The organism is Pseudoalteromonas sp. SG43-1 (assembly GCF_014164415.1).
GTDB lineage: Bacteria > Pseudomonadota > Gammaproteobacteria > Enterobacterales > Alteromonadaceae > Pseudoalteromonas > Pseudoalteromonas distincta.
This window is the reverse complement of the sequence record NZ_JACJFD010000010.1, coordinates 12,570-25,394: the sequence shown is the minus strand read 5'-3', so window position 1 is coordinate 25,394 and position 12,825 is coordinate 12,570. Positions and strand designations below refer to the sequence as shown.

The window sequence follows — 12,825 nt, the reverse complement described above, 5'->3', positions numbered from 1 at the left end:
TATTTGCTTTTTTGCGTTTTAACAGTTACAACTTGTATAAGCAAATATTTTTGCAAAATATATATAGGGTTGTTCCGTGACGCGAAAAATACTAATAGTTGAAGATACACCTGCCATGGCGCGAGTGCAAAAGCACATCGCGCTTAAGGCTGGTTATGAAGTTGATATAGCTGAGTCATTAGCGCAAACAAAAGAGCTTATAAGTAAAAATAGCTATTTTTGCGCTGTAGTTGACTTCATATTACCTGATGCCCCATTAGGTGAGGCAATACCTTGTACTATTAATGCAGACATTCCAACTATTGTAATGACGGGCAATATTGATAAAAAAACTCGCGACACTGTAGAAAAATACCCAATCATCGATTACATCATTAAAGAAAATAAACAAGCTTATCAGTACCTCGAAAAACAGTTACAGCGCCTGCCTCGCAACGAAAATGTAAAAGTACTCGTTGTTGACGACTCTAAATCGACCCGACGATACATTTGTAGTTTATTAGTGCGCCATAAGTATCAAATTATTGAAGCACAAGACGGACAAGAAGCGTTAAACCTGCTTGAAGCTTCACCTGATATTTCAGTTATTATTACTGATAATGAAATGCCCAATATGAATGGCGATGAACTATGTAGCGAGATTCGCCGCTTATACAGCAATGATGAAAAAGCTATTATTGGTATTTCGGGTTCTGACTCTGTAGGGCTTTCTAGTTTATTTTTAAAAAATGGCGCAAACGATTATTTGCACAAACCTTTTAATAGCGAAGAGTTTTACTGCAGGCTTAGTCAAAACGTCGATATGTTAGACCTTATAGCCACCATAAGGCGACAAGCCAACACGGATTATTTAACTAATTTACCAAATCGTCGTTACTTTTTTGAAGAAGCTGAAAAATCATTAAAGCAAATAAAACATACTAAAGGTGACGGTGCTTTAGCTATGCTTGATATTGATCACTTTAAATCAATTAACGATACATACGGACACGATGTTGGCGACGAAGTATTAAAAGGGCTCTCTATTTGCTTCAGTAAATACTTTAAAAAGCACTTAGTAGCGCGCTTAGGTGGTGAAGAGTTTGCAGTTTATTTTATAGATGCAGATAAACAAGAAGCCCTTAAACGCCTTGAAGGCTTTAGGTATTTTATAGAAATGAATAGCCAAGAGTTTAGTAAAGCTAAAATAAAATTCACCATTTCTATTGGCTTTGCAAACGGGCCTGTTTATCAAATTGATGAACTTTTAAAACAGGCCGACTTAAAGCTTTACGACGCTAAAGAATCTGGTCGTAATAAAGTAGTTAGTTAACCATTTTATTAGTTAATTATACTTCTGCGGCTGTAATAGCCGCTTTTTTACGTTTGCGTGATTGATGGTAAGAGTCCCAACTAAAAATAGCCAGTGCACTCCAAATACATGCAAATGTTACTACACGCTCTGCATCAAACACTTCACCATAAAACACCACAGCTAGTATAAACATTAAGCTTGGCCCAATGTATTGAAAAAAGCCAAGTGTAGTATATTGCAAACGCTTAGCTGCACCGGTAAAACACAGCAGGGGTAATGTAGTTACAATACCTGCACTAATCAGTAGTACATTAGTATGCCAATCATTAGCTGGCAGGCTTGATGTTGCTGTAGGCACCATTAACCACCAATAAATAAGTGCGACAGGCAGTAATATAAGTGCTTCGAGTAAAATGCCAGGCAAGGCTTCAACCGGTAACTTTTTACGTAATAAACCATAAAGTGCAAATGATATAGCCAGTGAAAAGGCAACTACCGGAAACGAGCCAAAACTAATTAGCTGCAGCACTACACCGCTAAAGGCAAGGGCTACTGCTACGCCTTGGAACTTACGCAGGCGTTCGCCTAAAAAAAGCATACCCAGTAATACATTTAAAAGAGGATTTATGTAATAGCCCAAGCTTGCATCAAGCATGTGGTTATTATTTATAGCCCATATAAATAAACCCCAATTAAACCCAAGCAGTGCAGAGGTGATAACAAGCATAAGCAAAAGCTTAGGTTGAACGATAATGCGTTTAATTTTACCCCAATACCGTAAAACACTTACTACCAATACTAAAAACACAACCGACCAAATAACCCGATGCATTAAAATTTCAAAAGCAGAAACATGCTGAATCAACTTAAAGTATATTGGCGCAAGGCCCCACATTAAAAAAGCAAGACAAGCAAAAATAGCACCTTTACGCTGCTCAGTATCAATCGACATAATACACACTTAGTGATTTAAAAGGCCGCTAGTTTACTTGCCATACGCGTTTTATCCAACTAAATACGTGCCGGTTCCAAAAGCAATTTGAACAGACTGTTCGTTATGTAATTCCATTCTGCATACACATACTTTATTACCTGAACGAATAAGTGTTGCGCTGGCAGTAAAGCTCTCTCCTTTACCAGGGCGCAAATAATCAGTACGTAAGTCGATAGTCCCAAGCGTGGCTAATTTTGTTTGCACGCTTGTAATATCTAAATCGGTGAGTTTATCAATTACACTTGCTGCAGCGAGCATACCGCCTACATTATCAAGTACGGCTGAAATAACACCACCATGGAGTATTTTTTGCGCAGGGTTACCAATGAGTACATCCTGCCACGGGAACGTAATTTTGGCCTGTTCAGGGCTTAACGACTCAACCGATATTTGTAAAAACTGGTTAAATGGCATGCCATTTACAAATAACGCGCCCACTTGTTCAATTAACATTTCTTTATTCATTATTATTCTCTATGTCAAAACAGGTAAGATGAGTAAAACATACATAGTGTAAAACTACGAGACTCCACTTAAATAATTTATCAAGTAACTCAGCTAAAGACATCTCACTAAAAAACCACTAAAATACCCGCCAATGAATACATCAACTCCACCTTCTAGCACCCTTGTGCGTAAACCCGAAACTGTCCTCAAACAAGTGTTTGGCTACAGTGAATTTCGCGACGGTCAAAAAGCAGTTATTGATGCCGCTATTAACGGTCAAGACTCGCTTGTATTGCTTCCTACTGGCGGCGGAAAATCGGTGTGCTACCAAATCCCTGCTTTAGTACTCGAAGGCGTAACCATTGTTATATCTCCGCTTATATCGCTAATGCAAGATCAGGTAACGCAACTGCAAGCTCTTGGGGTAAAAGCCGCTTACGTTAATAACAGCTTAGCACGAGAAGAACAGCAATTGGTGTATCAACAGCTTCATCAGGGGCAAATTAAGCTCTTATATGTGGCGCCTGAAAAAGTATTACAACACGAATTTTTAGAGCGTTTATCGCATTTAAATGTGAGTTTATTTGCTATTGACGAAGCGCACTGTGTGTCGCATTGGGGTCATGACTTTAGACCTCATTACTTTCGCTTAAACGAATTAAAGCAACGTTTTGCACATGTCCCAATGATGGCATTAACCGCCACCGCCGATAAAGCCACACGGTTTGATATAGTTGAGCAATTAAAACTACAACAGCCTTATATTCATACAGGCAGCTTTGATCGCCCCAATATTCGTTACACCATAGAAGAAAAATTTAAACCTATGGTGCAATTGCTTCGCTACCTAAAGGAGCAAAAAAGCCAAAGCGGTATTATTTATTGCACCAGCCGTAAACGCGTAGACGACATTGCTGAAAAGCTTGCAGATGCAGGACTAAACGCTGCCGCTTATCATGCTGGTATGAGTAACGAGCAACGACAATTTGTACAAACCGGGTTTGCCCGTGACGATATACAGATAGTGGTCGCAACCGTTGCTTTTGGTATGGGCATAAACAAGCCTAATGTGCGTTTTGTACTGCATTACGATATTCCAAAAAGTATAGAGTCGTACTATCAAGAAACTGGTCGAGCTGGGCGAGATGGACTTGCCGCAGAAGCTATAATGTATTTTGACCCAGCTGATATAGGTCGCGTAAGGCGCTTTTTTGAAGACATAGACGACGAACAACGCCGCCGCGTAGAAGAACAACGCTTTAACGCAATGGCAAGCTTTGCCGAAGCGCAAACATGTCGTCGTCAAATATTACTTAACTACTTTAGTGAATATCAACGCGAACCTTGTGGCAACTGCGATATTTGCTTAAATCCGCCAAAAAGCTTTGATGGTACGTTAGTCGCTCAGCAAGCACTTTCGTGTGTGTACAGAGCGGGACAACGTTTTGGACTTGGTTATATTGTTGAGTTACTTCGCGGTGCAAACACGAGCCGCATCCGCGATAATAATCATCATGAATTAAGTACCTACGGCATAGGTAAAGATAAAAGCAGTGAGTTTTGGCTCAGTATTTTACGCCAACTTATTCATCAAGGCTTACTTAGCCAAGATATAACACAAGGTGCGTCACTTAGATTAACAGAAGCCGCGCGTGTAATTTTAAAAGGTGAATACGCACTGCAATTAGCCGAGCCACGCCTGCAAGCCAAACACGTTTATCAAGATAAGTTAGCGCAATTTAATTACGACAAAAAACTCTTTGCTCGCCTGCGCGCACTTCGTAAAGAACTTGCTGATGCCGACGATGTGCCACCTTATGTAGTATTTAATGATAAAACGTTAGCCGAAATGGCGCAGCTTATGCCAACAAACGACAGTGAATTTTTAAAGGTCTCAGGTGTTGGTTTTACTAAGTTAAATAAGTACGGCGGCGAATTTTTAACGGCAATTCGACATTACCTAGCTACTAATTAAGAGCATTATGACCCAAATAGAATATGACCATACACACAAATGTATTTTGATTAATCCCATTGAGCTACCAAACGATGAAGACTTTGAGCTGTGGAGTACATTATTTTTACACTCAGACGAAGTAACACTCAACGAATATTCTGCAGGCGCCGATCGCCATCAAGTTCGCTTTACCTATAATCATCAAACCTTTAATTTAAACTATGAGCATTACAGCCAAAGCATCTGGATTAATGCCGAAGGTCATGAAGCTGAACACTTACTCGCCGCTTTAGCATTTTATTTAAGCTAGCTTTTAATGCTTAGCGCATAGGTCGCTGCAAACCAGCTGGCTATTAACAAAAGTGAATATGGGTAACAATTAATTAATTTCAAAATCCATACCTTTTACTTACATTATAATAACAATGATGTAAGCTGATATTACGATAGTCATTTGCTACGTAGCAGTAAGAGGTTTAATGGTGAGCAAGAAATGGATAGCACAATGTTGTATTAGTTTAACGGTTTTAAGCTTTTATGTGCCTAATACGTTCGCACAACAATCTTCAATGAAAACTGATAACTGCCTTGTAGAACAGACAGATTTAAGCACAAATAAAAACCTACGCCGAGAAGTTCAAGACAAAACAACCCTCACGCACAGTAATAGTAACGCTAAAATAGCCTCAATAAAGCTCAAGCAACTTAATGTATTTAATACTGAGCTTGAAGAGGAAAATATTGCCCTATTCCGTTTTGCTAATCGCGCTCACATTCAAACAGAGCCCGATGTCATTAATAACCTTTTATTATTCTCCCCAGGTGACAAGTACGACGCTAAAAAGCTCGCAGAATCAGAGCGTTTACTTCGCAAAGAAAGCTACTTATATGATGCACAAATTAGTGCTACCGAAAACTGCGACGGCGACGTTAATGTAGAAGTGGTTACCCGTGATTTATGGACACTTTTACCTGAAGTGAACTTTAGTCGAAGCGGTGGAGAAAACAAATCGAGTATAGGTTTTAGAGAATCTAACCTGCTTGGGTGGGGTAAGCGCCTTTCTTTTTCGCGTACCACTGACAGCGATCGCAGCGGTTACTTATTTGTTTACGACGATCCTAATATTTTATCTACTCGCTACCGAGGCCGTTTAGAGTACGCCGATAACAGCGACGGCAAGCGCCATTTGCTTGAGCTAACCTATCCATTTTACGCAATTGACACCCCCTTTAGTTACGGTATTTTAAGCTATTCTGAGCAGCGCGAAGAGTCACTATATAAACGCGGCGAAGAGTTTAGCGAATTTGATCAAACTACCGATTTAAACCGTGTATTTATAGGACACTCTAAAGCGCTTAATAATAATTGGACCCAGCGTCTAACGTTAGGCTATACCGACGAGCAGCATACCTTTGAAGCTATAGACACTACATTTGCACCACTTGCCGATGACAGAAGTTTAAGTTACCCCTTTATAAGCGGCCATTGGTTTGAAGATAACTACATAAAGGTACGCAATTTTGACAGTATATCTCGCACTGAGGATTTAAATTTAGGTTGGAATATTAAAAGCTTAATTGGCTATTCAGATGAGTCATTAAGTAATGACGACAGCCGCGCGGTGTATTCTTTTAACTTTAAAAAAGCCCACTTTACTAACGATAATACTTTATGGCGTTTTAGTGCTGATATTGATGGCTATTGGAATAAAGAACAGAAAAAACTCGAAAACTTTATGGCCACCAGCCAAGTACAATATTATTTAAATACCAGTGAAGACCAATCTTGGTATGTTAAAGCCCGCGTGCAATACGCCAAAAACCTGACTGCTGATCAACAGCTTACTTTAGGTGGCGAAACAGGCCTGCGTGGTTACCCTATGGATTATCAACATGGCGACCGCAGCTTTTTAGTTAATTTAGAAAAGCGCTATTACTGGGAGTACGATTTACTGCAACTATTTAAAGTGGGTGGCGCAGCTTTTGTAGATGTAGGCAGAGCATGGTTTAACGATGAAGATAACGGTGAAAATGCACATGTATTGAAAAATGTAGGCGTTGGTCTGCGTTTGGCACCGAGTCGCGCAAACTCAGGAACCATGATCCACATTGATATTGCCGCCCCTGTTGATAGCTACGACGATGTAGACTCAGTCCAGTGGCTAGTAAGCGTTAAAAACACTTTTTAAATAATACAAACACGTTAAACTAATACCAATTGCATTAAATTGTTATGAAAGTTCAGGACCTAATGTGGAAATAATAGAAGTTTTAGAATTGTTTGCATCACAATATAAGTTAGTTGTAACTATAATCGCTATTTTGGTTTTCCCTCTTCTATTAAAAATAACCAAAAAACTACTCGAAAAAGCGATTAAAGGCAAAGTAGATTTACACCGAAAATACCGTGCAGAGCTTTTACTAAAAATTATACTCGCCTTTGTAGTACTGTGTTTGGTTTTAGTATTTTGGGGTATAGAGCTGCGTGGTTTATTGGTTTTAGGCTCTTCTTTATTTGCCATGTTAGGGGTAGCGCTTTTTGCCGCTTGGTCATTATTGAGTAATCTCACCGCATTTTTACTGATGTTTATTCAAAACGATTGCCGCGTTGGTTATTGGGTACGAATTATTGATGGTGCGAATCATGTTGAAGGGCGCATTGTTGAAATGGGCTTAATGAATGTAGTACTTGAACATATTGATGGGCACCGTGTAATTTACCCTAACAATTTATTTGTGACCCGTCCTGTCATGGTTTTAAATAAAGAACCAAAGCCAACTAAAACCCCTGTTATAAAGCGTATTATTGGTCCTAAAAAAACATAGTTTAAAAAGCATCGTTGATAAAGCAATGTCCACAAAAAAGCCGCAGTAAGTAATTACCTACTGCGGCTTTTTAATGCTTAGCTAAACAGAATCTAGTTTAGCTATTAGTTATTTAGTTCAGCTGTTTTAAGCTCGTCATCTAAATCATTTATCTCATCAATAAAGTTCTCTAGTTGCTGCTCTACTAAACTATTGTCGTTTGCAAAGTAAGCAAGGTGGAATACCGCATCACCTTCATTTACCAATGGCATCGTTTGCTGACCAATAACAATACCGCCTTTAGGCGCTAAAAGCTCAAGCTCAGAATCCCCTAGAGGGCTACTTATATATGCAAGCACTTGCCCTTTAGTTACATGCTCCCCTAGTGATACTTGTGCACGCACAATGCCATCAACCTCTGCACGTATCCAACTAGTAGAACCTGCAATAATAGGATCTGGTAACTTTTTAGGGCGCTTGCCACGGATCATTTTTAAATGACGCATAACATAATCAACGCCCTGCACACCTGCCGCAATAGCGATAGGGTCAAAGCGTAGCGCTTCGCCTGCTTCATAAGTAATAACAGGTATACCTAAGTTTGCGGCTTCACTGCGTAATGAACCATTACGAAGGGATGCATTTATAACCGCCGGCGTACCAAATGCTTTAGCCATTTCAGCGGTTGCTTCATCTTCTAAATTAGCGCGAATTTGCGGTAAATTAGTACGATGAATAGCGCCAGTATGCAAATCAATAATGTGAGTACAATGTACTGCCACTTGATTAAAAAACATATAAGCCATACGCCCAGCTAATGAACCACGTTCAGAACCTGGGAAGCTGCGATTCATATCGCGTCTATCTGGTAAATAACGCGATTTGTGAATAAAGCCAAACACATTCACAATAGGCACAGCGATTATTGTTCCACGCAGTTGGCTTGGATCTATTTTAGCAAGTAACTGACGCACAACTTCTACACCATTTAGCTCATCACCATGAATAGCCGCACACACCATAAGCACAGGGCCTTCCATTACACCATTAACCACTTCAATAGGAATATTAAGTGGTGAATGGGTGTAAAGCTTAGCTGCTTCTAAGGCAAGCGTTTTACGCTCGCCTACGCCTACATTTTCTCCTAATAAGGAAAAAGGACGGTTAATTTTAACCTTTGCCACGTGTTGCTGTTCCTTTACTTGAGGCATTTTTTTCGATGAAATCAATTACCATACCTGCAATATCTTTACCTGTTGCTATTTCAATGCCCTCTAAACCCGGTGATGAGTTAACTTCCATCACAAGTGGCCCTCGAGATGAGCGAAGTAAATCAACTCCCGCTACATTTAAGCCCATTGATTTAGCCGCTGCTACTGCCGTTTTACGTTCCTCTGGAGTAATGCGAACTAATGTAGCGCTACCACCACGGTGAAGGTTAGAGCGGAACTCACCTTCTTGTGCTTGGCGCTTCATTGCTGCGATTACTTTGTCGCCTAGTACAAAACAACGTATGTCTGCACCACCCGCTTCTTTAATATATTCTTGAACCATAATATTGGCTTTTAAGCCCATAAACGCTTCAATAACACTTTCAGCTGCTTTGCGTGTTTCAGCAAGTACAACACCAATGCCTTGTGTGCCTTCAAGTAATTTAATTACAACAGGTGCACCGCCTACCATTTCTAGTAAGTCTTTTACGTCATCGGGTTTGCTGGCAAAACCTGTTACTGGCATACCAACGCCTTTGCGCGAAAGTAACTGAAGTGAACGTAATTTATCGCGCGAACGAGAAATAGCGACTGATTCATTTACAGGATAAACACCCATCATTTCAAACTGACGAAGTACCGAACAGCCATAAAATGTAACCGATGCACCAATACGCGGGACAATTGCGTCAAATTCTTTTAAGTTTTCACCGCGATAGTGAATTTCTGGTTGCTCAGAGTTGATATTCATATAACAACGCAATGCATCAATCACTTTAACTTCGTGGCCGCGTGCTTCTGCTGCCTCAATTAAGCGACGTGTTGAATATAGCTTTCTGTTACGAGATAAAATACCGATTTTCATAGTTAAACCTTACGACCTAATAGTTGAGATAAAGCCGGGTCAACGACTATACGATTTTCCATGGCTGTACGCCCTAATAACATTCTAAACTTCATTGTTGCACGGCTTGTTAAAGTAAGCTCGATAGGCCAGCTATGCTCGCCTGCATGTAATGTCGTTTCTATAAAGTAGCGTAGCTCTTTTTGCCCACTTGAGCTGGTTACGTACTTCATTTTTTTAACTTTTGCATTGCAAGTGACTTGCGTTTGCTCATCATCTTGCAGTGGTTGGGCCGTAAATTTAACCCATTTTTCTGAGTCAACTTCGTATTCTTCAATGTTAATTGCATGAATACATGAAGTGCGAGCGCCAGTATCAATTTTTGCTTTTATCTCGTTAATACCAAGCTCAGGTAAACTTAACCACTCACGCCAACCAACTGTGATCTTTGCTGTCATAAATGTGCCCTTAATAAAAAAGTGACTTATACGCTACAGGTCAAAAAACACCAACGAAATAAATTTATCTAGTCGATTAGTAAATTAAATTGATCTTTTTAAGCAACTGGTCACACAATGCACGCCTTGCTAAGCCGTACTTTAATGCCACTTTGCTCAACATAGAGGCTCTGCATATATTTTGCTATTTAAGCTTAACTTATTAAAAGTAAAGGTAAGCCTGTAAGCAACTAAGTAGATACACTATAGTTAACAGTATTAAAAATACACTATTATGAGAACTAATTATGATTAATGGTTTACTACATGCACTTGTACTTGATGGACAAGGCGGCGCTCGTCCTATTGGAAGCACTAATGAGCTAAATAGCTGGCAACCAAGCCAAGGTAAACTTTGGGTGCACATGGATTATAGCCAAAGTGAGGCAGTTGAATGGCTCAAGGCACAGCCTCATTTAAACGATTACGAACTAGAGTCTTTAATTGCTGATGAAACACGCCCACGTATTACGGCTACAACTAACGGGCACATGTTATTTTTACGTGGTGTAAATTTAAATCCAGCACAAAGCCCTGAAGACATGGTTTCAATTCGTTTATTTATTAGCGAAGACATTCTTATTACTACCCGTAAGCGCCGTTTATTATCGGTGCAAGATACGCTCGCCTGTTTAAATGAAAATAAAGGCCCATGCAATATTTCTGAATTAGTGTGCTCTATTACACAAAAATTAACCTCACGTATGCAAAGTGTTATTGACTCACTAGATGAAACACTCGACGAGTTTGAAGAAGAAATAGATGAACCAAGTAAAAAGTTTGACAACCAAGGTTTATCACAGTTGCGACGCCAAACTATTGCCTTAAAACGTTATTTAAAACCGCAAAAAGAAGCCCTTAGTTCAATGGTAAATAACCACTACCTATGGTTACTAGATGACGATAAAGCAAAACTTAATGAAACCACCAACTTATTAATTCGTTATCTTGAAGAGCTAGATAGTTCAATTGAGCGTGCGCAAATTATTCAGCAAACAATCACTAACCAAGTTTCTGAGCAGTTAAACCAGCGAATGTATGTTATGTCTGTAGTGGCAGCACTTTTTTTACCACTGGGCTTTTTAACGGGGCTTTTAGGTGTAAACGTAGGAGGCATTCCTGGTACAGAGAGCCCTTATGCGTTTAGTGCTTTTGTCATATTTTTAATTGTGCTTACTGGCGGTATTGGTGTGTATTTTAAAAATAAAAAATGGCTATAAATTAAAACGCACATTTAATATGGCCACTCAATTGAGTGGCCATAATTAAGTGACTACTTAGTTTGTTTGACGGGTATAAGTAACATTAGTCATTGTTACTTTTGATTGAGTAATGCCTAAATCTTCAAAGCAATTTTTGAATGAATTAGAGTTACCTGCTTCACCGCATTTATCTAGAGTATTTGGATCTTGAGACTGTAAGTAGTTACCAAACTTAAAGTAAGATTCAGAATCATCTTCTACTGGAATACCAAACGAATTACCTAGTGCACTTACATCTACATCGCCGTAATTATTTACCACTCGCAAGTTAAATGACTCACCGCTTGTGATAGTACCTAGCGCAAATTTTTCTTCATTGCCACTGGTATTACGCAAACGAACATACACATCAAAAATGCCATTACCCGCTACGCTGTCGTTAAAACCTGATTCATCAGTATCTGAAACATACACTTTAGAAATAGTCCCAGTATCGCTGGCGTGGTGCTGTGAAATAATTGTTTTACCGCCATCAGACATTTCAACTTTTACAGTTGCTTCAAATACTTCGTAAGACTGTGTCATGGCAACACGCAAGCTTTCTTTTACCTTGTACTCATGACGCCAGCCATTCCCGTTAGGCGTAATATGCTGTGCCTCCAAAGGTACAAATACTAACGTACTATCGTTCACTAACGGGTTAGGGCTATCCCCTTCTAAATCAAAAACACTACCACTTGTAATGCTGCTTGGAATCGTTGTACCGTCTCCAGATCCTGCACCATCATCAGTGCCACCGCCATTATTACTGCCCTCAACTAATGTAAAATTATCAAAGCGTACATCACTTGAGCTATTGTAATGCTTAGCAAATACTTGCAGTGAATTGGTATTCGCTGAAGTAAACGTTTTAGTTACCTTAGTCCAAGACGATACATCAAAGGTTTTGTTTTTAAATAAACCGTTTAAGTCGTTAACCCCAATCTGCCCTTTACCAAGTACATAAGCACTTAACGTATATTCAGTGTTTGGCTGAATATTTACTAATTGATAAACACGTGCAGGACTACCCTGAATTTTTAACGATTTAGATCCGCTATATGCATCAGATGAAATAGCCGCTGGCTCAGTTTCGTTCCAACTACTAAAACCGCTTTCAAAGCCAGGGTTATTAATAGTTGCAGCGTGAGATAACGCTGAGGTTGCAGTAATTGCAGTGCAAATAAACAATTTCTTGTGGTTAATCATTATCTTTATTCCTTTAAACCTGAACATAAAAACAACCTAACTACTTAGGTTAGTGAAATTCACTAACACTTAGATCTTACCGCTATACAGGTTTTTAATTGTGTATGAATAGTAATGGTAATTTAAATGGCAAATAAAACTTACCAATTAACATTACCGAAAAGCGTGCCCGAAGGCGGGATAAAGGTTATATTTATTGTTACCAATATGTCAACACAGTGTGGTACAGCAAATAAGTATTACTTACATCTTTATTACCACTTAAAAACAAATTTAATTTTCAATTTAATCAACACATTAGACTTTATTAAGTAACGAATTAATTT

At 39.2% G+C, this 12,825-nt stretch carries 12 protein-coding genes; 6 read left to right on the top strand and 6 right to left on the bottom strand.

Annotated elements, in window-relative coordinates; all coding sequences use genetic code 11:
* Positions 1 to 76: 76 nt before the first annotated feature.
* Positions 77 to 1,312: a response regulator gene (locus H5159_RS09165; RefSeq protein ID WP_024605056.1), complete on the top strand. Its 1,236-nt coding sequence runs from the start codon at positions 77 to 79 to the stop codon at positions 1,310 to 1,312.
* A gap of 16 nt (positions 1,313 to 1,328) precedes the next feature.
* Here H5159_RS09165 and rarD read toward each other — a convergent pair whose 3' ends face one another.
* Together rarD and H5159_RS09155 are read right to left on the bottom strand one after the other, a co-directional pair.
* Positions 1,329 to 2,246: an EamA family transporter RarD gene (rarD, locus tag H5159_RS09160; RefSeq protein WP_039488332.1), complete on the bottom strand. Its 918-nt coding sequence runs from the start codon at positions 2,244 to 2,246 to the stop codon at positions 1,329 to 1,331.
* 51 nt (positions 2,247 to 2,297) lie between these two features.
* Positions 2,298 to 2,753, bottom strand: coding sequence for a thioesterase family protein (locus tag H5159_RS09155; protein ID WP_024596241.1), 456 nt, complete (start codon positions 2,751 to 2,753; stop codon positions 2,298 to 2,300).
* A 133-nt stretch (positions 2,754 to 2,886) separates the two neighbouring features.
* Between H5159_RS09155 and recQ the strand changes: the two genes are divergently transcribed.
* The 4 genes from recQ to H5159_RS09135 all read left to right on the top strand — a co-directional run bounded on the left by recQ (position 2,887) and on the right by H5159_RS09135 (position 7,518).
* Complete coding sequence (recQ, locus tag H5159_RS09150; RefSeq protein WP_024605058.1) at positions 2,887 to 4,710, top strand: DNA helicase RecQ; 1,824 nt, start codon at positions 2,887 to 2,889, stop codon at positions 4,708 to 4,710.
* 7 nt (positions 4,711 to 4,717) lie between these two features.
* Positions 4,718 to 5,002 carry a DUF3630 family protein gene (locus H5159_RS09145; RefSeq protein ID WP_002961372.1) on the top strand — a complete coding sequence of 95 codons (285 nt, stop codon included), beginning with the start codon at positions 4,718 to 4,720 and terminating at the stop codon, positions 5,000 to 5,002.
* 169 nt (positions 5,003 to 5,171) lie between these two features.
* Entirely contained in the window at positions 5,172 to 6,881 is a 1,710-nt protein-coding gene (locus H5159_RS09140) for a BamA/TamA family outer membrane protein (RefSeq protein WP_033021578.1), read from the top strand.
* A gap of 64 nt (positions 6,882 to 6,945) precedes the next feature.
* Positions 6,946 to 7,518 (top strand): mechanosensitive ion channel domain-containing protein, encoded by a 573-nt coding sequence (locus H5159_RS09135; RefSeq protein ID WP_138489650.1) that lies wholly within the window; start codon positions 6,946 to 6,948, stop codon positions 7,516 to 7,518.
* Positions 7,519 to 7,622: 104 nt separating this feature from the next.
* Here H5159_RS09135 and H5159_RS09130 read toward each other — a convergent pair whose 3' ends face one another.
* From H5159_RS09130 to H5159_RS09120, 3 genes are read right to left on the bottom strand one after another with little or no spacing between them, the layout of a single operon-like run.
* On the bottom strand, positions 7,623 to 8,681 hold the full coding sequence (locus H5159_RS09130) for a succinylglutamate desuccinylase/aspartoacylase family protein (protein ID WP_002961978.1): 1,059 nt from the start codon (positions 8,679 to 8,681) through the stop codon (positions 7,623 to 7,625).
* The gene (gene rimK / locus H5159_RS09125; RefSeq protein WP_002961977.1) at positions 8,668 to 9,573 is read right to left on the bottom strand and encodes a 30S ribosomal protein S6--L-glutamate ligase; all 906 of its coding nucleotides are present in this window, start codon (positions 9,571 to 9,573) and stop codon (positions 8,668 to 8,670) included. The genes H5159_RS09130 and rimK overlap by 14 nt, the downstream gene beginning before the upstream one ends.
* 2 nt (positions 9,574 to 9,575) lie before the next feature.
* Entirely contained in the window at positions 9,576 to 10,010 is a 435-nt protein-coding gene (locus H5159_RS09120; protein ID WP_002961974.1) for an ATP-dependent zinc protease, read from the bottom strand.
* Between the two features lie 287 nt (positions 10,011 to 10,297).
* On the opposite strand from H5159_RS09120, the gene H5159_RS09115 reads away from it, so the two are divergent.
* The gene (locus tag H5159_RS09115; RefSeq protein ID WP_024605062.1) at positions 10,298 to 11,269 is read left to right on the top strand and encodes a zinc transporter ZntB; all 972 of its coding nucleotides are present in this window, start codon (positions 10,298 to 10,300) and stop codon (positions 11,267 to 11,269) included.
* Between the two features lie 57 nt (positions 11,270 to 11,326).
* Here the strand turns inward: H5159_RS09115 and H5159_RS09110 are convergent, their stop codons facing one another.
* Positions 11,327 to 12,499, bottom strand: coding sequence for a polysaccharide lyase family 7 protein (locus H5159_RS09110; RefSeq protein ID WP_024605063.1), 1,173 nt, complete (start codon positions 12,497 to 12,499; stop codon positions 11,327 to 11,329).
* Positions 12,500 to 12,825: the final 326 nt, after the last annotated feature.

Bases quoted from the DNA above. Each gene is read 5' to 3' on its own strand.
- rimK (WP_002961977.1), bottom strand. From the start codon at position 9,573: ATGAAAATCGGTATTTTATCTCGTAACAGAAAGCTATATTCAACACGT.
- rarD (WP_039488332.1), bottom strand. From the start codon at position 2,246: ATGTCGATTGATACTGAGCAGCGTAAAGGTGCTATTTTTGCTTGTCTT.
- H5159_RS09140 (WP_033021578.1), top strand. From the start codon at position 5,172: ATGGTGAGCAAGAAATGGATAGCACAATGTTGTATTAGTTTAACGGTT.
- H5159_RS09120 (WP_002961974.1), bottom strand. From the start codon at position 10,010: ATGACAGCAAAGATCACAGTTGGTTGGCGTGAGTGGTTAAGTTTACCT.
- H5159_RS09115 (WP_024605062.1), top strand. From the start codon at position 10,298: ATGATTAATGGTTTACTACATGCACTTGTACTTGATGGACAAGGCGGC.
- H5159_RS09110 (WP_024605063.1), bottom strand. From the start codon at position 12,499: ATGATTAACCACAAGAAATTGTTTATTTGCACTGCAATTACTGCAACC.
- recQ (WP_024605058.1), top strand. From the start codon at position 2,887: ATGAATACATCAACTCCACCTTCTAGCACCCTTGTGCGTAAACCCGAA.
- H5159_RS09145 (WP_002961372.1), top strand. From the start codon at position 4,718: ATGACCCAAATAGAATATGACCATACACACAAATGTATTTTGATTAAT.
- H5159_RS09155 (WP_024596241.1), bottom strand. From the start codon at position 2,753: ATGAATAAAGAAATGTTAATTGAACAAGTGGGCGCGTTATTTGTAAAT.